The sequence below is a fragment of the Pseudomonas sp. LBUM1657 genome (assembly GCF_059716075.1).
In genome coordinates, this window is the sequence record NZ_CP166799.1 from 5,852,268 (window position 1) to 5,873,785 (window position 21,518).

Consider the following 21,518-nt stretch of genomic DNA (forward strand, 5'->3'; position numbering starts at 1 on the left):
TCAGCCTTTCGCTTTACAGCTCGGGCTGGAGGAGCAAAGTCGATGCTTACTTCAGCTCGACTTTAGCGCCTGCTTCTTCCAGAGTGGCTTTGGCTTTGTCAGCTGCATCTTTCGAAACAGCTTCCAGAACCATGCCAGGAGCGCCGTCAACTACAGCTTTGGCTTCTTTCAGGCCCAGACCGGTCAGCTCACGTACAGCCTTGATCACGTTAACTTTCTTCTCGCCAGCTTCCAGCAGCATGACGTTGAATTCAGTTTGTTCTTCAACAACGGCAGCAACAGCAGCTGGACCAGCAGAAGCAGCAGCGGCGGAAACGCCGAACTTCTCTTCCATGGCCTTGATCAGCTCAACGATTTCCAGAACGGATTTTTCGCCGATTGCTTCGATGATTTGGTCGTTAGTCAGAGACATGACTATAAATTCCTGTATTGGGGTGACAGCCTACGCGGCCATCGAAATAAACAATAAACGCTGAAAGGAGTCGCTCAGCCTTAGGCTGCTGCAGCTTCTTTCTGGTCGCGAAGGGCCGCCAGAGTACGAGCCAATTTGCTGGTTGCGCCTTGAATCACGCTCATCAGCTGAGAAATTGCTTCGTCACGGGTCGGCAGACTTGCCAGTACGTCGATCTGATTAGCTGCGAGGAACTTGCCCTCGAACGCAGCTGCCTTGATCTCGAACTTATCCTGACCTTTTGCGAACTCTTTGAAGATACGAGCAGCAGCGCCCGGATGTTCTTTGGAGAATGCAATCAAGGTCGGGCCGGTGAACACGTCGTTGAGCACGTCATATTGAGTGCCAGCAACGGCGCGCTTGAGCAGGGTGTTACGTACAACACGTACGTAAACGCCAGCTTCACGAGCCTCTTTACGGAGTCCGGTCATAGCGCCTACAGTCACACCGCGGGCATCAGCCACAACAGCGGAAAGGGCGACATTGGCAGCCTCGTTGACTTCAGCGACGATGGCCTTCTTGTCTTCGAGTTTAATTGCCACGGGTTTAACTCCTGCTTGTTACCGTTTCATCCAACCGGAGCCGGATGTCGTTTTGGTGTCTGATTCGGTAAGGAACCGGGAGCACCATCTGCGTAGGCTTGAGGTTTAAGACTTGCGTCGCCTACGGTCTTGGATAGCCCCCGCCAGGCAGGGACCCCAATCTTTCAATTGGCGCAATCGCTTGCGCCAACCTTTGTCTTACGCGTCGAGCGAACCCTGGTCGATGACCAGACCTGGGCCCATGGTGGTGCTCAGGGTAACGCGCTTGACGTAAATACCTTTCGAGGAAGCTGGCTTGATACGCTTAAGATCAGCGATCAGGGCTTCAACGTTTTCCTTCAGCTTGACGGCATCAAAGCCGACTTTGCCAACGGAGGTGTGAATGATGCCGTTTTTGTCGGTGCGATAACGAACCTGACCAGCCTTGGCGTTTTTAACCGCGGTAGCTACGTCTGGAGTTACGGTGCCGACTTTAGGGTTAGGCATCAGACCACGTGGACCGAGGATCTGACCCAACTGACCTACAACGCGCATTGCATCCGGGGATGCGATAACTACGTCATAATTCAGGTCGCCGCCTTTCATTTCGGCAGCCAGATCGTCCATACCTACACGGTCAGCGCCGGCAGCCAGAGCGGCCTCAGCAGCTGGACCCTGGGTGAACACGGCAACGCGAACAGTCTTGCCAGTGCCGTGTGGCAGCACAGTAGCGCTACGAACGACCTGGTCGGATTTACGCGGGTCAACACCCAGGTTTACAGCAACGTCGAACGACTCGCTGAACTTGACAGTCGACAGTTCAGCCAGCAGAGCAGCAGCGTCTACAAAGTTGTAAGACTTGCCTGCTTCGATTTTGCCGGCGATAGCCTTTTGACGCTTGGTCAACTTAGCCATTACACACCCTCCACGTTAAGGCCCATGCTACGAGCAGAACCGGCGATAGTACGCACGGCTGCGTCCATATCAGCTGCAGTCAGATCCGCGTTTTTGGTTTTCGCGATTTCTTCCAGCTGAGCACGGGTCACGGTGCCAACCTTAACGGTGTTCGGACGAGCGGAACCGCTAGTCAGACCAGCAGCCTTCTTCAGCAGAACCGAAGCAGGGGTGGATTTGGTTTCGAAAGTGAAGCTACGGTCGCTGTAGACAGTGATGATCACTGGAGTCGGCAGACCTGGCTCAATACCCTGAGTACGGGCGTTGAAAGCCTTGCAGAATTCCATGATGTTCACGCCGTGCTGACCCAGAGCAGGACCAACAGGTGGGCTTGGGTTAGCCTGAGCGGCCTTCACTTGCAGCTTGATGTAAGCGGTAATCTTCTTGGCCATGAGGCACTCCAATTACGGGTTCGAACGCCTCGAAAGGCTCCCCGGTTACTTGCGCGTTTATCCCAGTGACGACAAAACCCCACAGCCTAGGGCTGCGGGGTTGGGATGCTTGCTCAGCTAGACCTTTTCGACCTGGCTGAACTCTAGCTCTACCGGAGTAGAGCGACCGAAAATGAGCACAGCCACTTGGATCCGGCTCTTTTCGTAGTTAACCTCTTCGACCGTACCGGTGAAATCGGCAAACGGTCCGTCGTTGACACGTACCGACTCGCCCGGCTCGAACAACGTCTTCGGCTTAGGCTTGTCGCTACCATCAGCAACGCGACGCAGAATTGCTTCTGCCTCTTTATCTGTGATTGGTGCAGGCTTATCGGCCGTACCGCCAATGAAACCCATCACCCGAGGCGTATCCTTGACCAAGTGCCAAGTCCCCTCATTCATGTCCATCTGAACCAGCACATAACCTGGGAAGAACTTGCGCTCGCTTTTGCGTTTCTGGCCATTACGCATTTCAACCACTTCTTCAGTGGGAACCAGAATTTCGCCAAAGCCATCTTCCATGCCAGCCAGCTTTACGCGCTCTACCAACGAGCGCATGACATGCTTCTCGTAACCGGAGTAAGCATGCACAACGTACCAACGCTTAGCCACGGGACACCCTTAGCCGACAATCAAGGAAACAAGCCAACCGAGCAGGGAATCAAGCCCCCACAACAGCAACGCCATAACCAGAACAACAGCCACAACAATCAGAGTGGTCTGCGTGGTTTCTTGGCGAGTTGGCCACACGACTTTACGAATCTCGGTGCGAGCTTCCTTAACCAGTACAAAGAAAGACTTGCCCTTGACCGTCTGCAGGCCTACAAAGGCAGCTACAGCAGCAATGGCAAGCAAAGCAAGTACGCGGTACAGGATCGGCGAAGCAGAGTAATACTGATTGCCAACAACGCCAACAACCACCAAAGCGACTACTACTAGCCACTTGAGCAGATCGAAGCGAGAGCCTTGAGCTTCAGCTTTAGGAGTCATCTATGAAGATCCTGTGAAAAGAAAGCCAGATACACCAAGTGAATCTGGCAGGTCAGGAGGGAATCGAACCCCCAACCTACGGTTTTGGAGACCGTCGCTCTGCCAATTGAGCTACTGACCTAAAACAAAATCAGGCCGACCATTATGCCGGCCCGAAAAAGACATTACAACAATTTACTCGATAACCTTTGCTACGACACCAGCGCCGACGGTACGACCGCCCTCACGGATAGCGAAACGCAGACCATCTTCCATTGCGATGGTTTTGATCAGAGTGACGGTCATTTGAACGTTGTCACCCGGCATCACCATCTCAACACCTTCTGGCAGCTCGCAGTTACCAGTCACATCAGTAGTACGGAAGTAAAACTGCGGACGGTAGCCCTTGAAGAATGGCGTATGACGGCCACCCTCTTCCTTGCTCAGAACGTAAACCTCAGCAGTGAACTTGGTATGCGGCTTGACGGTGCCCGGCTTGACCAAAACCTGGCCGCGCTCCACATCATCACGCTTGGTACCACGCAGCAAAACGCCGCAGTTCTCGCCAGCACGACCTTCGTCGAGCAGCTTGCGAAACATCTCAACACCGGTACAAGTAGTTTTGACAGTGTCACGAAGACCAACAATCTCAACTTCTTCCTGAATGCGGACAATGCCACGCTCAACACGACCAGTCACAACAGTACCGCGACCGGAGATCGAGAACACGTCCTCGATCGGCATCAGGAACGGCTTATCAATAGCACGCTCAGGCTGCGGAATGTAGCTATCCAGAGTCTCAACCAACTTCTTGACGGCAGTAGTGCCCATCTCATTGTCGTCTTGACCGTTCAGCGCCATCAGCGCGGAACCAATGATGATCGGAGTGTCATCACCTGGGAAGTCGTAAGTGCTCAGCAGATCGCGCACTTCCATCTCAACCAACTCCAGCAACTCAGCATCGTCCACCATGTCAGCCTTGTTCAGGAAGACAACGATGTACGGAACACCAACTTGACGGGACAGCAGGATGTGCTCACGAGTTTGCGGCATCGGGCCATCAGCGGCCGAGCAAACCAGGATCGCACCATCCATCTGGGCAGCACCGGTGATCATGTTTTTCACATAGTCAGCGTGACCAGGGCAGTCAACGTGTGCGTAGTGACGCACAGCCGAATCGTACTCAACGTGAGCGGTGTTGATGGTAATACCGCGAGCTTTTTCTTCAGGGGCGCTATCGATCTTGTCGAAGTCAACCTTTGCCGAACCGAAAACTTCGGAACAGACACGGGTCAAGGCTGCAGTCAAAGTGGTTTTGCCGTGGTCGACGTGACCAATGGTACCAACGTTAACGTGCGGCTTATTACGTTCGAACTTTTCCTTAGCCATCGAAATCACCCCTAGGAGAAGAATTAAGCAAGTCAAACAAGCCATTAAAACAAAGGCAGATATTTTCATATCTGCCTTGTTATATGGAGCTCTTGAGCGGATTTGAACCGCTGACCTCACCCTTACCAAGGGTGTGCTCTACCAACTGAGCTACAAGAGCGTAACACTTTGCAGGATCTGCAAACTTGGAGCGGGTAGCGGGAATCGAACCCGCATCATCAGCTTGGAAGGCTGAGGTTCTACCACTAAACTATACCCGCGAGCTTGCAGCTCTCGCTAAAAATGGTGGAGGGGGAAGGATTCGAACCTTCGAAGTCGTAGACGTCAGATTTACAGTCTGATCCCTTTGGCCGCTCGGGAACCCCTCCTAAGCGAGCCGGCATTCTATATCATGCCAGCCTTCTGTCAAGCATTTTCTCATTAAAAACCTGAGGTTAGCTGCGTTGACCTCGTTCCGCACTGTTAACCGTTAAAGGTCTTCACTGCGAAGCGGGCGCCATTCTATGCAAACTATTCAGTGGGTGCAACCCCCTCGCAGGGCATTATTTTATGTTTTAACTCATTGAATTCTCTAGAAAGGTTTTTCAGTTGCGACTCATCCAGCCAGCGCCGGCTTTCTGGGGCGACTCGGATCCAGTTATCAGCAGACTCGGAGGTGGTCTTCGGCAAGGATTGGAACTTGATCTCCATGCCGCTCAATCGCCGCTCAAGCGCCAGAGCTCCTTCCTGGCGACTAAAACCGCCCAGATAGAGACACCCATCATCTACCGGGGTAGATTTTCCTTTATCACGAGCCGCGTCAGCCGCCTCACTCAACAAGCGGATATCTTGCTGCGATCCCCGATACAAACTCAAAGGGGTTACGTCTTTTGCACGCAGAGGAGCCTCTTGTTGATGCCAGATGTAATAGAACACATTGAGGACAAGCAGCAGCAAAAACAACCAACGCATAAAAACCTCAAGACAAGGGACACGCCATAGCCAAACCTACAAACACCAGATCTGAAACCACCCTGGCTTCAGGCACTATTTCAGAGACCAGTTCCGCGTCTCCGCCAGTAAGGAACACACTAAAGTCATCTCCCCAGTAACTACGCGCCAATTCCAACTGAGTCACGACAAAGCCTCTGAGCATCAGCAAGCATCCCCGCTCGACCGCCTCGACAGTTGTACGACCAGGAACGAGACTTTCCAAAGCGCGTTCGGCCGCCAGATCCCCATAGCGAATTTTGCGGGTATGGGTGCGCAACTGGTTGCGCATCAATGGCATCCCCGGACAGATGAATCCCCCTAGATGCTCTCCATCCCCGGCGATGAAGTCCGCAGTAACGGCAGTACCAAAATCCAGTACAAGGCACGCGCCCGAAGCCAGGTGGAATCCTCCCAGCATCGCTAGCCAGCGATCGAGCCCTAACCGCTCGAACTCTTCATAACCGTTGCGAACCCCGGACGCCTCACGAGCTGACGCCGCGCAGACCACTGACACACCAAAGGTCTCTGTGAGGAGCGAAATCAACACACTGGTCTCATCGACAGTTCTGACACTGACCAGCCTGCAAAATTTGAGAGCAAGCCCATTAAGTGCTTTCAAGCTGTCTAGCAATGCGAGATCTGAATCAACGACTCCCTCACCTACCACCCGCCGGGCATCCGCGTCGAGCACACGCCACTTGATGAAGCTGTTTCCGCAGTCGAGCTCAAGAATCATCACGCAACCTCAGACTGAGCTCACCACCGCTATAGACTTTTTCCACGCCACCCACCTTCAAGCGCAAGGCACCCTGACTATCGATACCCACCACTTCGCCATCTATTTGGTTAACACCGGCAATCAGTGACACTGCTCGCCCCTGCCATAGATGATTTTGCTCCCACTCTGCCTGGATAGCTGAAAAACCACCGTGCTGATGGCGACTCAAATATGCCTGAAGTATTGCACCCAACTCCGCGACCAGCCGATTGCGATCAAATGCATGACCGGACTCGAGCCGCATGGACGTCCACTGCTGATCAACCTCATCGGTCATCTGCATGTTCACATTAATTCCAACACCCAGTACGACATGACACACATCAGCAGGATCTCCCACTAACTCGAGCAATATTCCAGCAATCTTTTTCTGCCCAACCAAAACATCATTGGGCCATTTCAATCCAGCCCCCGAAACACCAAGCTGTCGCAACGCTTGCATAACGGCGAGTCCGACAACAAGGCTCAAGCCCTCCAGCTGACGCATCCCACCCTCAATGCGCAACACCAGGCTGTAATAGATGTTCTCCGCAAACGGGCTCACCCACTTCCGCCCCCGCCGGCCACGACCTGCCGTCTGCCGCTCGGCGAGCACCAGAAACGGTGGAGCATTCCCCCTCTCTATGGCACGCAAAGCTTCGGCATTTGTGGAGTCAATTGAGTCAAAAACCAGAATGGGCCAATTACTAGAAGGCGCGAGCTTTGCTATCTCGACAGGATCTAGCAGTGTCAACGGCGTAGCCAACTGATAGCCGCGCCCTCGCACCTTATGGATAGATAGCCCCAACTCAGCCTCTAGATGCTGAAGCTGCTTCCATACGGCGCTACGACTGATGCCCAAGGCAACCCCCAGGGCTTGCCCCGAGTGGAATCGACCATCTTTAAGAAGATTTAACAACGTCAACATGCAAGTCTCGCCTCACAAAGAGGCCCGCATGATAGCCATGCATCAAGCCGTTGCATAGAAACCCTACAGGCAGTTTCCTGCAGGCAAAACAAAACCCCTACCTGCATACGCAGATAGGGGTTTCGGAATTTAATCTTGACGATGACCTACTCTCACATGGGGAAACCCCACACTACCATCGGCGATGCATCGTTTCACTACTGAGTTCGGGATGGGATCAGGTGGTTCCAATGCTCTATGGTCGTCAAGAAATTCTGGAGCCGGGTCGTGGGCCTTTACAGGTTCACGCTCCAGCGAATGGGTATGCGATAGTTTGTGTGTTTGTTTCTCGAACTTTCGGTTCGTTTCGTCTTCACACACCGCAATCTGGTGCCCTTTCAGGCCAACAAATTGCTTGGGTGTTATATGGTCAAGCCTCACGGGCAATTAGTATTGGTTAGCTCAACGCCTCACAGCGCTTACACACCCAACCTATCAACGTCGTAGTCTTCGACGGCCCTTCAGGGGACTCAAGGTCCCAGTGAGATCTCATCTTGAGGCTAGTTTCCCGCTTAGATGCTTTCAGCGGTTATCTATTCCGAACATAGCTACCCGGCAATGCCACTGGCGTGACAACCGGAACACCAGAGGTTCGTCCACTCCGGTCCTCTCGTACTAGGAGCAGCCCCTCTCAAATCTCAAACGTCCACGGCAGATAGGGACCGAACTGTCTCACGACGTTCTAAACCCAGCTCGCGTACCACTTTAAATGGCGAACAGCCATACCCTTGGGACCGGCTTCAGCCCCAGGATGTGATGAGCCGACATCGAGGTGCCAAACACCGCCGTCGATATGAACTCTTGGGCGGTATCAGCCTGTTATCCCCGGAGTACCTTTTATCCGTTGAGCGATGGCCCTTCCATACAGAACCACCGGATCACTAAGACCTACTTTCGTACCTGCTCGACGTGTCTGTCTCGCAGTCAAGCGCGCTTTTGCCTTTATACTCTACGACCGATTTCCGACCGGTCTGAGCGCACCTTCGTACTCCTCCGTTACTCTTTAGGAGGAGACCGCCCCAGTCAAACTACCCACCATACACTGTCCTCGATCCGGATAACGGACCTGAGTTAGAACCTCAAAGTTGCCAGGGTGGTATTTCAAGGTTGGCTCCACGCGAACTGGCGTCCACGCTTCAAAGCCTCCCACCTATCCTACACAAGCAAATTCAAAGTCCAGTGCAAAGCTATAGTAAAGGTTCACGGGGTCTTTCCGTCTAGCCGCGGATACACTGCATCTTCACAGCGATTTCAATTTCACTGAGTCTCGGGTGGAGACAGCGCCGCCATCGTTACGCCATTCGTGCAGGTCGGAACTTACCCGACAAGGAATTTCGCTACCTTAGGACCGTTATAGTTACGGCCGCCGTTTACCGGGGCTTCGATCAAGAGCTTCGCGTTAGCTAACCCCATCAATTAACCTTCCGGCACCGGGCAGGCGTCACACCCTATACGTCCACTTTCGTGTTTGCAGAGTGCTGTGTTTTTAATAAACAGTCGCAGCGGCCTGGTATCTTCGACCGGCATGAGCTTACGGAGCAAGTCCTTCACCCTCACCGGCGCACCTTCTCCCGAAGTTACGGTGCCATTTTGCCTAGTTCCTTCACCCGAGTTCTCTCAAGCGCCTTGGTATTCTCTACCCAACCACCTGTGTCGGTTTGGGGTACGGTTCCTGGTTACCTGAAGCTTAGAAGCTTTTCTTGGAAGCATGGCATCAACCACTTCGTGTTCTAAAAGAACACTCGTCATCAGCTCTCGGCCTTAGAATCCCGGATTTACCTAAGATTCCAGCCTACCACCTTAAACTTGGACAACCAACGCCAAGCTGGCCTAGCCTTCTCCGTCCCTCCATCGCAATAACCAGAAGTACAGGAATATTAACCTGTTTTCCATCGACTACGCTTTTCAGCCTCGCCTTAGGGACCGACTAACCCTGCGTCGATTAACGTTGCGCAGGAAACCTTGGTCTTTCGGCGTGGGTGTTTTTCACACCCATTGTCGTTACTCATGTCAGCATTCGCACTTCTGATACCTCCAGCAAGCTTCTCAACTCACCTTCACAGGCTTACAGAACGCTCCTCTACCGCATCACCTAAGTGATACCCGTAGCTTCGGTGTATGGTTTGAGCCCCGTTACATCTTCCGCGCAGGCCGACTCGACTAGTGAGCTATTACGCTTTCTTTAAAGGGTGGCTGCTTCTAAGCCAACCTCCTAGCTGTCTAAGCCTTCCCACATCGTTTCCCACTTAACCATAACTTTGGGACCTTAGCTGACGGTCTGGGTTGTTTCCCTTTTCACGACGGACGTTAGCACCCGCCGTGTGTCTCCCATGCTCGGCACTTGTAGGTATTCGGAGTTTGCATCGGTTTGGTAAGTCGGGATGACCCCCTAGCCGAAACAGTGCTCTACCCCCTACAGTGATACATGAGGCGCTACCTAAATAGCTTTCGAGGAGAACCAGCTATCTCCGAGCTTGATTAGCCTTTCACTCCGATCCACAGGTCATCCGCTAACTTTTCAACGGTAGTCGGTTCGGTCCTCCAGTTAGTGTTACCCAACCTTCAACCTGCCCATGGATAGATCGCCCGGTTTCGGGTCTATTCCCAGCGACTAGACGCCCTATTAAGACTCGCTTTCGCTACGCCTCCCCTATTCGGTTAAGCTCGCCACTGAAAATAAGTCGCTGACCCATTATACAAAAGGTACGCAGTCACCCAACAAAGTGGGCTCCCACTGCTTGTACGCATACGGTTTCAGGATCTATTTCACTCCCCTCTCCGGGGTTCTTTTCGCCTTTCCCTCACGGTACTAGTTCACTATCGGTCAGTCAGTAGTATTTAGCCTTGGAGGATGGTCCCCCCATATTCAGACAAAGTTTCTCGTGCTCCGTCCTACTCGATTTCATGACCAAGAGATTTTCGCGTACAGGGCTATCACCCACTATGGCCGCACTTTCCAGAGCGTTCCGCTAATCTCAAAGCCACTTAAGGGCTAGTCCCCGTTCGCTCGCCACTACTAAGGGAATCTCGGTTGATTTCTTTTCCTCAGGGTACTTAGATGTTTCAGTTCCCCTGGTTCGCTTCTTAAGCCTATGTATTCAGCTTAAGATACCTAACTTATGTTAGGTGGGTTCCCCCATTCAGACATCTCCGGATCAAAGTCTGTTTGCCGACTCCCCGAAGCTTTTCGCAGGCTACCACGTCTTTCATCGCCTCTGACTGCCAAGGCATCCACCGTATGCGCTTCTTCACTTGACCATATAACCCCAAGCAATCTGGTTATACTGTGAAGACGACATTCGCCGAAAATTCGCGATTAAACTCACAAATTTTACCTTAGCCTGATCCGTTACCAGTGAAAGTAACGTTCAGTCTATCTTTCTATCACATACCCAAATTTTTAAAGAACGATCTAATCAAAGACTAGAAATCAACATTTAACCTTCACTCGAAGGAAATGCTCATTTCTAAGCTCTACGTGTCAGAAGCAGTTAGTGGTGGAGCCAAACGGGATCGAACCGTTGACCTCCTGCGTGCAAGGCAGGCGCTCTCCCAGCTGAGCTATGGCCCCGTATTTCTACAGGCGTTTCCCACACAAAATTGGTGGGTCTGGGCAGATTCGAACTGCCGACCTCACCCTTATCAGGGGTGCGCTCTAACCAACTGAGCTACAGACCCAATTTCGGGCTGCTTCTTATCGTCTTCTTCAATGAATCAAGCAATTCGTGTGGGAACTTATGGAGCAGCTGATGTCGTCGATTAAGGAGGTGATCCAGCCGCAGGTTCCCCTACGGCTACCTTGTTACGACTTCACCCCAGTCATGAATCACACCGTGGTAACCGTCCCCCCGAAGGTTAGACTAGCTACTTCTGGTGCAACCCACTCCCATGGTGTGACGGGCGGTGTGTACAAGGCCCGGGAACGTATTCACCGCGACATTCTGATTCGCGATTACTAGCGATTCCGACTTCACGCAGTCGAGTTGCAGACTGCGATCCGGACTACGATCGGTTTTGTGGGATTAGCTCCACCTCGCGGCTTGGCAACCCTCTGTACCGACCATTGTAGCACGTGTGTAGCCCAGGCCGTAAGGGCCATGATGACTTGACGTCATCCCCACCTTCCTCCGGTTTGTCACCGGCAGTCTCCTTAGAGTGCCCACCATTACGTGCTGGTAACTAAGGACAAGGGTTGCGCTCGTTACGGGACTTAACCCAACATCTCACGACACGAGCTGACGACAGCCATGCAGCACCTGTCTCAATGTTCCCGAAGGCACCAATCCATCTCTGGAAAGTTCATTGGATGTCAAGGCCTGGTAAGGTTCTTCGCGTTGCTTCGAATTAAACCACATGCTCCACCGCTTGTGCGGGCCCCCGTCAATTCATTTGAGTTTTAACCTTGCGGCCGTACTCCCCAGGCGGTCAACTTAATGCGTTAGCTGCGCCACTAAGAGCTCAAGGCTCCCAACGGCTAGTTGACATCGTTTACGGCGTGGACTACCAGGGTATCTAATCCTGTTTGCTCCCCACGCTTTCGCACCTCAGTGTCAGTATCAGTCCAGGTGGTCGCCTTCGCCACTGGTGTTCCTTCCTATATCTACGCATTTCACCGCTACACAGGAAATTCCACCACCCTCTACCATACTCTAGCTCGACAGTTTTGAATGCAGTTCCCAGGTTGAGCCCGGGGATTTCACATCCAACTTAACGAACCACCTACGCGCGCTTTACGCCCAGTAATTCCGATTAACGCTTGCACCCTCTGTATTACCGCGGCTGCTGGCACAGAGTTAGCCGGTGCTTATTCTGTCGGTAACGTCAAAACAGATACGTATTAGGTAACTGCCCTTCCTCCCAACTTAAAGTGCTTTACAATCCGAAGACCTTCTTCACACACGCGGCATGGCTGGATCAGGCTTTCGCCCATTGTCCAATATTCCCCACTGCTGCCTCCCGTAGGAGTCTGGACCGTGTCTCAGTTCCAGTGTGACTGATCATCCTCTCAGACCAGTTACGGATCGTCGCCTTGGTGAGCCATTACCTCACCAACTAGCTAATCCGACCTAGGCTCATCTGATAGCGCAAGGCCCGAAGGTCCCCTGCTTTCTCCCGTAGGACGTATGCGGTATTAGCGTCCGTTTCCGAGCGTTATCCCCCACTACCAGGCAGATTCCTAGGCATTACTCACCCGTCCGCCGCTCGCCACCAGGTACAAGTACCCGTGCTGCCGCTCGACTTGCATGTGTTAGGCCTGCCGCCAGCGTTCAATCTGAGCCATGATCAAACTCTTCAGTTCAAACATCTTTGGGTTTTTAAGAAACCCTAAACTTGGCTCAGCAATCGTTGGTTACATCTTTGATTTCTCGCGGAGTAACTTGTGATGCTGATAATCTTGTTGACTATCAGTCTGACTCCACAAGCACCCACACGAATTGCTTGATTCAGTTGTTAAAGAGCGGTTGGTTAAGATCTTTCGTCTCAACCGAGGCGCGCATTCTACAGCAGCCTCTGTTGCTGTCAAGCGGTTATTTTCCGAAGTTTTCAAAGTTTCCTCTGCAACTTCAACCACTTGCGCTTTCGATCTCTCGTTAGCGGGAGGCGAATTCTACAGCGTTACTCGCTGCTGTCAACACCTCTTTTTCACCGCTTTCGACCGAGAAGATCGAACCGTCAAAAGAGCCACACAACCCTGCCCTTTCAACTTCTTCCAGGCTTCGATGACCTGAAGCAACTCGCTGTCGAAAACTGCGTAACTCTTTGTTTACCAAGGAGTTTTCCGTTTCGACTGCGCCGGAAGTGGGGCGAATTATAGACGTCCAGAATCTGCCGTCAACCCCTCATTTCAGCTTTATTCGGATTTAAGCGTAATACGCGCAAACGCCTTCTTCCCAGCCTGGCAAACATGGGTCGCACCCAGCACGTATATAAAGGTGCGATCGACAACCTCACCATCTATACGTACACCACCGGAGCCCAGGAGATCACGAGCCACGGCAGAGTTCTTCACCAAGCCCGCCTTATTAAGGACGGCAGCGATTGGCATATCTTCGGCAGCGGTCAATTCGATCTCTGGAAGATCGTCCGGCAGCTCGCCTTCCTTCATACGGTTACCTGCAGCACGGTGAGCATTGGCCGCAGCCTCTTCACCATGGAAACGCGCAACGATCTCTTCTGCCAGCTTGATCTTGATGTCACGTGGATTGGCGCCCGCCTCGACATCCGCGCGGAACGCATTGATCTCATCCATGGAACGGAAGCTGAGCAACTCAAAGTAGCGCCACATCAGAACATCCGGAATGGAAACCAGCTTGCCGTACATAACACCCGGCGCTTCCTGAATACCGACGTAGTTGCCCAAAGACTTGGACATCTTCTTCACGCCATCCAGCCCTTCGAGCAGCGGCATGGTCAGAATGCACTGAGCCTCCTGACCATAGCTACGCTGAAGCTCACGCCCCATCAGCAGATTGAATTTCTGATCGGTACCGCCCAGTTCGACATCCGCGCGCAAAGCAACCGAGTCGTAACCCTGGACCAGCGGATAGAGGAACTCGTGAATGGCGATTGGCTGGTTGGTCGTGTAGCGCTTATCAAAATCGTCGCGCTCTAGCATGCGAGCGACGGTGTATTGCGAAGTCAGGCGAATGAAGTCGGCCGGCCCCATCTGATCCATCCAGGTAGAGTTGAACGCCACCTCGGTTTTAGCCGGATCAAGAATTTTGAAGACCTGAGTCTTGTAGGTCTCGGCATTCTCGAGAACCTGCTCTCGAGTGAGCGGTGGACGCGTCGCACTCTTGCCGCTCGGATCACCGATCATCCCGGTGAAGTCACCTATAAGGAAGATGACCTGATGACCCAGTTCCTGGAACTGGCGCAGCTTATTAATAAGCACCGTGTGACCCAGGTGCAAATCCGGGGCGGTCGGATCGAAGCCTGCCTTAATACGCAGCGGCTGGCCACGCTTGAGCTTTTCGATCAGCTCGGACTCGACCAACAGTTCTTCCGCACCACGTTTGATCAGCGCTAGCTGCTCTTCAACCGACTTCATAACAGACCCGCAAGGCTCGAATTCAAAGGGAACCAACCATACAAGAACGGGCGTCAAATACAAGTTTTGCCCGGCGCACGGACGCCAATCCACGGACAGAGCGTCCGCGGGCTTGCTTCAGAGATGATTTGGTTATATTTTATACAGTTATTTCATCTTCATCATGTCATTCATCTTTTCCAATTCATCTTTTCAAAGTCAAAAATTACCTATGACCAAAGAATCGTCTAAAGCGCCGCCGCTTTACCCGAAGACCCACCTGCTCGCAGCAAGTGGCATCGCCGCTCTTCTGAGCTTGGCGCTTCTGGTATTCCCTTCCAGTGATGTTGAAGCCAAAAAGACGACCCTGAGTCTTGAACTGGAAAGCCCTGCTGAACAACTGACACAAGATCAAGACGCTGCCGAAGCCGTCCAGGCCACAAATGAGCCAGCAGCTTCCCCATTCGCGCAGATCGAAAACAGCGCCGAAGAGACACAGGGAACCGCCCAGGCTGCACCGGAACCCGCACCGCCCCCTGCGCCTGCGGTCGAAGAAAAGAAGGCTCCAAACCACAGGGAAGTGATCGTCGCCAAAGGCGACACGCTCTCCACACTGTTTGAGAAAGTCGGTCTTCCGGCCGCGTCGGTGCATGACGTGCTGGCCAGCGACAAGCAGGCCAAGCAGTTCAGCCAACTCAAGCATGGCCAGAAACTCGAATTCGAACTGAGCCCTGAAGGCCAGCTCACGAACTTGCACAGCAAGGTCAGTGATCTCGAAAGCATTTCCCTGACCAAGAACGACAAGGGTTACGCATTCAACCGCATTACCGCCAAACCGACCGTGCGCTCCGCCTATGTTCACGGCGTGATCAACAGCTCGTTGTCGCAATCCGCAGCGCGTGCCGGGCTGTCGCACAGCCTGACCATGGACATGGCCAGCGTGTTTGGCTATGACGTCGACTTCGCTCAGGATATTCGCCAGGGTGACGAGTTCGACGTGATCTACGAGCAGAAAGTCGTCAACGGCAAGGCAGTCGGCAACGGCCCGATCCTTTCCGCCCGCTTCACCAATCGCGGCAAAACGTACACCGCTGTGCGTTACACCAACAAACAAGGCAACAGCAGCTACTACACCGCAGACGGCAACAGCATGCGCAAGGCGTTCATCCGTACCCCGGTAGACTTCGCCCGCATCAGCTCGAAATTCTCCATGGGCCGCAAACACCCGATCCTGAACAAGATCCGCGCCCACAAAGGTGTCGACTACGCGGCACCGCGCGGTACGCCGATCAAGGCTGCCGGTGACGGCAAGGTATTGTTGGCCGGTCGCCGCGGCGGCTACGGCAATACTGTGATCATCCAGCACGGCAATACTTACCGTACGCTGTACGGCCACATGCAGGGCTTCGCCAAGGGTGTCAAGACTGGCGGTAGCGTCAAGCAAGGTCAGGTGATCGGTTACATCGGCACGACAGGCCTGTCTACGGGCCCGCACTTGCACTACGAATTCCAGGTCAATGGCGTGCACGTCGACCCACTGGGCCAGAAAGTGGCGATGGCCGATCCAATCTCCAAAGGCGAACGCGCACGCTTCCTCGCGCAAAGTCAGCCGCTGATGGCGCGCATGGACCAAGAGAAAGCCACCATGCTGGCTTCGAAGCGCTAAGTCATGACGCTCTATATAGGTGTGATGTCCGGGACCAGCCTCGATGGACTGGACATTGCGCTGATCGAGCAAGCCCCGGCGATCAAGCTGATCGCCACGCATTACATCCCGATGCCCGAATCCCTGCGCGCCGAGCTGCTTGGCTTGTGCGCCAGTGGCCCGGACGAGATTGCCCGCTCTGCCATTGCCCAGCAAAACTGGGTGAAACTCGCCGCACAGGGCATCCTCACCCTCCTCGATCAACAGCAGCTCAAACCTGATGATATTCGTGCGATTGGCAGCCATGGTCAGACCATACGCCACGAACCGGCGCGCGGATTCACGGTGCAGATCGGCAACCCTGCCCTGCTGACCGAGCTGACCGGCATCACAGTGGTCAGCGACTTTCGCAGTCGTGACGTCGCTGCTGGCGGGCAAGGTGCACCCCTGGTTCCAGCCTTTCACGAGGCGTTGTTTACAGAACAGGCAGGTAATCGTGCAGTGCTGAACGTCGGTGGCTTCAGCAATCTCAGCTTGATTGAACCCGGTAAACCGGTTGCCGGTTTCGACTGCGGGCCGGGGAATGTGCTATTGGATGCCTGGATCCACCAGCAACGCGGCGACAACTTTGATCGTGACGGCCAATGGGCTACCAGCGGCAAGGTCGAACCGGTTCTGTTGAAGGCGCTGCTGAGCGATCCATTCTTTGTGACAAAAGGCCCGAAAAGTACCGGGCGCGAAGTGTTCAACCTGCCATGGCTGACACAGCATCTGGCACAGCTGCCCGCCTTCGCCGCCGAAGATGTTCAGGCCACGCTGCTTGAGCTGACCGCACTGACCATTATCGAGTCACTGCAAAGCGCCCAATCGAACACTCAAGAACTGCTGGTTTGCGGCGGCGGTGCACACAACGCCACGCTGATGACCCGCCTGGCCAGTTTGCTGCCGAACGCAAAAGTCAGCAGCACCGCTGCTTACGGCGTGGACCCGGACTGGGTCGAAGCCATGGCCTTTGCCTGGCTGGCCCATTGCTGCCTTGAAGGCATCGCGGCCAACCGCCCAAGCGTCACCGGTGCACGGGGCCTGCGCATACTCGGCGCCATTTACCCCGCCTGAACGATCCCTGACGACTGAATCCTGGACAGCAAAACGCCGCAAAGCCCTGAGGCTTTGCGGCGTTTTATGATGCGTGACTTGCGATCAGATCGAAAACGAAGAGCCGCAGCCACAGGTGGTGCTGGCGTTCGGGTTCTTGATGACGAAACGCGAACCTTCCAGACCTTCCTGATAATCCACCTCGGCACCTGCCAGGTACTGGAAACTCATCGGATCGACCACCAGACTCACACCTTCGCGCTCGACGATGGTGTCGTCATCGGCCACTTCTTCATCGAAGGTGAAGCCGTACTGAAAACCTGAACAACCGCCGCCCGTAACGAATACGCGCAGCTTCAAGCGATCATTCCCCTCTTCATCGACCAGACTCTTCACCTTGTGCGCGGCACCGTGAGTGAATTGCAAAGCCGTGGGGGTGAAGGATTCGACGCTCATGCTGACTATCTCCCGGCGTTACGCCGCCATAATGCGTGATGACGCGCATTATCCGCTTCTCCTAGAAAATCGGTCAACTATTGTTACGGTATATCAATAAACCCGATTGCCGGCGCGAAATGCAAAAAGGCCCGTTCGACGGGCCTTTTTGTTGAGCGGGATAAACCCTTACGGCAGCATGCCGGCGTGGGACAGGCCCAAACGCTCATCCAGCCCGAACAGGATGTTCAGGTTCTGTACCGCCTGCCCCGACGCACCTTTGACCAGGTTATCGATCACCGACAACACCACCACCAGATCACCATCCTGCGGACGATGCACGGCGATACGGCAAACGTTGGCACCACGCACGCTGCGGGTCTCCGGATGGCTGCCCGCCGGCATCACATCAACGAAAGGTTCGCTGGCATAACGCTTTTCAAACAGCGCTTGCAGGTCCACCGAACGGTCCACGACGGTGGCATAGAGCGTCGAATGAATGCCACGAATCATTGGCGTCAGGTGCGGAACGAAGGTCAGCCCAACGTCCTTGCCCGCTGCGCGACGCAGCCCCTGGCGGATTTCCGGCAAGTGACGGTGACCTTTGACCGCGTACGCCTTCATGCTTTCCGACGTCTCGGAGTACAGCGAACCTACAGACGCGCCACGACCGGCACCACTGACGCCGGATTTGCAGTCAGCGATCAAGCGGGTGGTATCTGCCAGCCCCGCTTCGAGCAATGGCAGGAAACCCAATTGTGTGGCGGTTGGGTAGCAACCTGGCACAGCGATCAGGCGAGCCTGCTTGATCTGCTCGCGATTGACTTCCGGCAAGCCGTAGACCGCCTCTTCCAGCAGTTCCGGCGCGCCGTGCGGCTGACCGTACCACTTGGCCCACTCATCGGCGTCTTGCAGACGGAAGTCCGCCGACAGGTCGATGACTTTGGTCCCGGCCGCCAGCAGTTCACCCGCCAGCGCATGGGCAACACCGTGCGGCGTGGCGAAGAACACCACGTCGCAGGCGCCCAGGGTCTTGATGTCCGGGACGCTGAAAGCCAGGCCGTCGTAATGGCCGCGCAGGTTCGGGTACATATCAGCCACGGCCAGACCGGCCTCGGATCGGGAAGTGATAACTACCACTTCAGCTTGCGGATGCTGTGCCAACAGACGCAGCAGTTCGACACCGGTGTAACCCGTGCCGCCGACGATACCGACCTTGACCATAAACCTGCCCTCAACGAACCCACTGGAAAGCCGTCGATAATAGGGGCCGCGCGGCCCTGCGACAACCGTCAAGGTGACGTGCGGAGCCTCAAGCCTCTACTATCGTGCCTACCGTGAACCTGGGAATAACTAAAAATGCTTTATCTATGGCTCAAAGCGCTTCACATCATCAGCATGGTCTGCTGGTTTGCCGGCCTGTTCTACCTGCCGCGTTTGTTCGTTTATCACGCGCAAAGTGAAGACACTGTCAGCAAAGAACGTTTCAGCATCATGGAGCGCAAGTTGTACCGCGGCATCATGGGGCCGGCGATGATCGCGACGCTGGCGTTCGGCATCTGGCTGATCAGCCTCAACCCAAGCGCTTACTTCGGCCAGGGCGCCTGGATGCATGCCAAGCTGACACTGGTGGTGATCCTGATCGGCTACCACCACATGTGCGGTGCACAGGTGAAACGTTTTGCCCGTGGCGAAAACACCCGCAGCCATGTCTTTTATCGCTGGTTCAATGAAGTGCCGGTTCTGATATTGCTGGCTATTGTAATTCTGGTCGTCGTTCGGCCGTTTTAACTCCAACAAACACAACTCACCGGGGTACTTCCAATGTCGCTGCCCGCTTTACTTGAACAACGTTTGCGCCTGCCGGTGGTGGCGGCGCCGATGTTCCTGATTTCCAACCCTGAGTTGGTGCTCGCCTGCTGCCGTAATGGCGTGGTGGGCAGCTTCCCCGCGCTGAATCAACGCGAGAGCAGTGGTTTCAAGGCCTGGCTGGAAGAGATCGAAGCGGGACTGGCGACACTGGAGAACCCGGCGCCATACGCGGTGAACCTGATCGTCCACAACAGCAACCCGCGCCTGCAAGCGGATCTGGATATCTGCATCGAGCACAAAGTGCCGATCGTGATCACCAGCCTCGGCGCCGTGAAGGAACTGGTCGATGCGGTCCACAGCTATGGCGGCCTGGTGTTCCACGATGTGACGACTCGTCGCCACGCAGAAAAAGCGGCCGAGGCCGGCGTGGACGGTTTGATCGCCGTCGCGGCGGGGGCCGGTGGACACGCCGGCACCTGGAGCCCGTTCTCGCTGATTGCCGAGATCCGCCAGTTTTTTGATAAAACCCTGCTGCTGGCCGGTTGCCTGAACCACGGGCACGAGATTCTCGCCGCGCAATTGCTCGGTGCGGATCTGGCCTACTTCGGTACGCGATTTATCGGCACCACTGAAAGTCATGCACCTGACGCCTACAAGGAGATGCTGCTGACATCCAGAGCGGCGGACATCGTCCATACTCCAGCCGTGTCCGGTGTACCGGCCAGTTTCATGCGTCAGAGCCTGGAGGCTGCCGGTTTCGACACGGCTGCGCTGCAAGGCAAGGGCGAAGTCAACTTCGGCTCCAAGCTCAAGCCGTTGAGCGATGAAGCCAAAGCCTGGAAAACCGTGTGGTCTGCGGGTCAAGGTGTAGGGGAAATCGATGATTTGCCGAGCGTGGATCAACTGGTCGCACGCCTTGACGCGGAATACCGCAAGGCGCTGGAGTTGGCGGCCGAGCTGCCAAAGCGCTGGCCACGCTGAGGTGAATACTTGGCCAGCCCATCCCGGCTGGCCTTACACTCCAGGCTTGTCATTTCAATCTCAACCCCTCGCGACAAGGATGCCTCGCAATGAGCGAAAACAGTTTCAAGATCGTCTTCGACGGCGCTCTGCTGCCAGGGGTTGACGTCACCACCGCCAAACTCAACCTGGCCGCGCTGTACAAAAGCGAAGTCGCTGCCATCGAGCGGCTGTTCAGTGGTCAGGCGGTTACGCTCAAGCGCAAATTGTCACAGGCAGACGCGCAAACTTATCTTCAAGCGCTGACAAAGGCCGGCATCAATGCCCGAATCGAGGCTGAACCTTCGATCGAGCTGAACCTGTCCGAAGCTCAGGATCACACACCTCCCGCTGCACCGCTAATGACAGATCCGGAATCACCCTACGCACCACCGCGCGCCGCTGTTGGCGAAGCGCTACCGGAATTCGCCTCGCTCAAGGCCTTCAGTTTCGAGGGACGCATCGGCCGCCTGCGTTTTCTGGCCTGGACGATGGTCCTGACGCTGGTGACGCTTGGCATTGGCGCTTTGTTTGCCATTTTCGGCCTCGCCCTCATCGGCGCGGATTCGACCACTGGCCTGATTCTCGGCGGCCTGCTGGCCTTTATCCTCGTTGTGGCGCTCGCATTCGTCAGTATCCAGTTCAGCGTCCAGCGTCTTCACGACATCGGCTGGTCCGGCTGGCTTTGGTTGCTGAACCTTGTGCCGATCGTGGGCAGTTTCTTCCCGTTCGTCATCATGATTGTGCCGGGCAACAACATCGCCAACCGCTACGGTGCGCCACCTCCGCCCAATAGCACGGCGGTCAAGGTGCTTGCTTCACTCTGGGTCGTGCTTATCGCCATCGTCTTCATTGGTGCGCTGGCCGGAGGCCTTACTGCTATTCAGGACGAGTACGAAAGCGCTACTGACATCAGCTATGAAAGTGGCTCGGTGATCACCGATGAAGTCGAAGTAGAGCCAGCCGCCGAGGCGGAGGAGGCGCCGAATTCAGCCGACGATGCAGCCGAAGAAGCCCCTCCCCCTGTAGACTCTGCGAAAGAATGAACAGCGCTCCCCGCCCGTGACACCTGCGTCGCTGGCGCGGAGCTG

At 54.8% G+C, this 21,518-nt stretch carries 18 protein-coding genes, 6 tRNA genes and 3 rRNA genes; 5 read left to right on the forward strand and 22 right to left on the reverse strand.

Annotation, left to right across the window (positions count from 1 at the left end; genetic code table 11):
* Positions 1–46: 46 nt before the first annotated feature.
* The 20 genes from rplL to tyrS form a co-directional block, all read right to left on the reverse strand.
* Complete coding sequence (gene rplL, locus ACA055_RS27075) at positions 47–412, reverse strand: 50S ribosomal protein L7/L12 (protein ID WP_010467258.1); 366 nt, start codon at positions 410–412, stop codon at positions 47–49.
* Between the two features lie 80 nt (positions 413–492).
* Positions 493–993, reverse strand: coding sequence for a 50S ribosomal protein L10 (rplJ, locus tag ACA055_RS27080; protein ID WP_007896629.1), 501 nt, complete (start codon positions 991–993; stop codon positions 493–495).
* Positions 994–1,191: 198 nt separating this feature from the next.
* Positions 1,192–1,887, reverse strand: coding sequence for a 50S ribosomal protein L1 (gene rplA / locus ACA055_RS27085; protein ID WP_007896626.1), 696 nt, complete (start codon positions 1,885–1,887; stop codon positions 1,192–1,194).
* Positions 1,887–2,318 carry a 50S ribosomal protein L11 gene (gene rplK, locus ACA055_RS27090; protein ID WP_003210097.1) on the reverse strand — a complete coding sequence of 144 codons (432 nt, stop codon included), beginning with the start codon at positions 2,316–2,318 and terminating at the stop codon, positions 1,887–1,889. Before rplK ends, rplA begins: the two co-directional genes overlap by 1 nt.
* Before the next feature lie 117 nt (positions 2,319–2,435).
* Entirely contained in the window at positions 2,436–2,969 is a 534-nt protein-coding gene (nusG, locus tag ACA055_RS27095) for a transcription termination/antitermination protein NusG (RefSeq protein WP_007896622.1), read from the reverse strand.
* 9 nt (positions 2,970–2,978) lie between these two features.
* Positions 2,979–3,347: a preprotein translocase subunit SecE gene (secE, locus tag ACA055_RS27100; protein WP_008145488.1), complete on the reverse strand. Its 369-nt coding sequence runs from the start codon at positions 3,345–3,347 to the stop codon at positions 2,979–2,981.
* A gap of 45 nt (positions 3,348–3,392) precedes the next feature.
* Positions 3,393–3,468 (reverse strand) — tRNA-Trp (locus ACA055_RS27105).
* Between the two features lie 53 nt (positions 3,469–3,521).
* Positions 3,522–4,715 carry an elongation factor Tu gene (tuf, locus tag ACA055_RS27110; protein ID WP_007896619.1) on the reverse strand — a complete coding sequence of 398 codons (1,194 nt, stop codon included), beginning with the start codon at positions 4,713–4,715 and terminating at the stop codon, positions 3,522–3,524.
* Between the two features lie 84 nt (positions 4,716–4,799).
* Positions 4,800–4,875, reverse strand: a tRNA-Thr gene (locus tag ACA055_RS27115).
* Positions 4,876–4,901: 26 nt separating this feature from the next.
* Positions 4,902–4,975 (reverse strand) — tRNA-Gly (locus ACA055_RS27120).
* Positions 4,976–4,998: 23 nt separating this feature from the next.
* Positions 4,999–5,083: transfer RNA gene (locus tag ACA055_RS27125), tRNA-Tyr, on the reverse strand.
* Between the two features lie 142 nt (positions 5,084–5,225).
* Entirely contained in the window at positions 5,226–5,666 is a 441-nt protein-coding gene (locus ACA055_RS27130; RefSeq protein WP_497681346.1) for a hypothetical protein, read from the reverse strand.
* 7 nt (positions 5,667–5,673) lie between these two features.
* Positions 5,674–6,423, reverse strand: coding sequence for a pantothenate kinase (locus ACA055_RS27135; protein WP_497681347.1), 750 nt, complete (start codon positions 6,421–6,423; stop codon positions 5,674–5,676).
* Positions 6,413–7,372 carry a bifunctional biotin--[acetyl-CoA-carboxylase] ligase/biotin operon repressor BirA gene (gene birA / locus ACA055_RS27140; RefSeq protein WP_497681348.1) on the reverse strand — a complete coding sequence of 320 codons (960 nt, stop codon included), beginning with the start codon at positions 7,370–7,372 and terminating at the stop codon, positions 6,413–6,415. The genes ACA055_RS27135 and birA overlap by 11 nt, the downstream gene beginning before the upstream one ends.
* A 133-nt stretch (positions 7,373–7,505) precedes the next feature.
* A 5S ribosomal RNA gene (gene rrf / locus ACA055_RS27145) occupies positions 7,506–7,621 on the reverse strand.
* A gap of 156 nt (positions 7,622–7,777) precedes the next feature.
* Positions 7,778–10,669: ribosomal RNA gene (locus ACA055_RS27150) — 23S ribosomal RNA — on the reverse strand.
* Between the two features lie 237 nt (positions 10,670–10,906).
* A tRNA-Ala gene (locus tag ACA055_RS27155) sits at positions 10,907–10,982 on the reverse strand.
* 30 nt (positions 10,983–11,012) lie between these two features.
* A tRNA-Ile gene (locus ACA055_RS27160) sits at positions 11,013–11,089 on the reverse strand.
* Between the two features lie 82 nt (positions 11,090–11,171).
* Positions 11,172–12,710: ribosomal RNA gene (locus ACA055_RS27165) — 16S ribosomal RNA — on the reverse strand.
* Together the 16S, 23S and 5S rRNA genes with 2 tRNA genes alongside form the textbook arrangement of a ribosomal RNA operon.
* A gap of 552 nt (positions 12,711–13,262) precedes the next feature.
* On the reverse strand, positions 13,263–14,462 hold the full coding sequence (gene tyrS, locus ACA055_RS27170; protein WP_497681349.1) for a tyrosine--tRNA ligase: 1,200 nt from the start codon (positions 14,460–14,462) through the stop codon (positions 13,263–13,265).
* Positions 14,463–14,673: 211 nt separating this feature from the next.
* Between tyrS and ACA055_RS27175 the strand changes: the two genes are divergently transcribed.
* Positions 14,674–16,107, forward strand: a complete 1,434-nt coding sequence (locus ACA055_RS27175; RefSeq protein WP_497681350.1) for a peptidoglycan DD-metalloendopeptidase family protein — start codon at positions 14,674–14,676, stop codon at positions 16,105–16,107.
* Between the two features lie 3 nt (positions 16,108–16,110).
* The gene (locus ACA055_RS27180) at positions 16,111–17,202 is read left to right on the forward strand and encodes an anhydro-N-acetylmuramic acid kinase (protein ID WP_497681351.1); all 1,092 of its coding nucleotides are present in this window, start codon (positions 16,111–16,113) and stop codon (positions 17,200–17,202) included.
* 84 nt (positions 17,203–17,286) lie between these two features.
* Here ACA055_RS27180 and erpA read toward each other — a convergent pair whose 3' ends face one another.
* Together erpA and argC are read right to left on the reverse strand one after the other, a co-directional pair.
* On the reverse strand, positions 17,287–17,637 hold the full coding sequence (gene erpA / locus ACA055_RS27185) for an iron-sulfur cluster insertion protein ErpA (protein ID WP_007947969.1): 351 nt from the start codon (positions 17,635–17,637) through the stop codon (positions 17,287–17,289).
* Between the two features lie 168 nt (positions 17,638–17,805).
* On the reverse strand, positions 17,806–18,840 hold the full coding sequence (gene argC / locus ACA055_RS27190) for an N-acetyl-gamma-glutamyl-phosphate reductase (RefSeq protein ID WP_282481849.1): 1,035 nt from the start codon (positions 18,838–18,840) through the stop codon (positions 17,806–17,808).
* A gap of 135 nt (positions 18,841–18,975) precedes the next feature.
* On the opposite strand from argC, the gene hemJ reads away from it, so the two are divergent.
* From hemJ to ACA055_RS27205, 3 genes are all read left to right on the forward strand, one after another.
* Positions 18,976–19,407 (forward strand): protoporphyrinogen oxidase HemJ, encoded by a 432-nt coding sequence (gene hemJ, locus ACA055_RS27195; RefSeq protein WP_497681352.1) that lies wholly within the window; start codon positions 18,976–18,978, stop codon positions 19,405–19,407.
* Positions 19,408–19,440: 33 nt separating this feature from the next.
* Positions 19,441–20,409 (forward strand): NAD(P)H-dependent flavin oxidoreductase, encoded by a 969-nt coding sequence (locus tag ACA055_RS27200; protein WP_497681353.1) that lies wholly within the window; start codon positions 19,441–19,443, stop codon positions 20,407–20,409.
* An 89-nt stretch (positions 20,410–20,498) separates the two neighbouring features.
* Entirely contained in the window at positions 20,499–21,473 is a 975-nt protein-coding gene (locus ACA055_RS27205; protein ID WP_497681354.1) for a DUF805 domain-containing protein, read from the forward strand.
* The last annotated feature ends 45 nt before the right edge of the window (positions 21,474–21,518 follow it).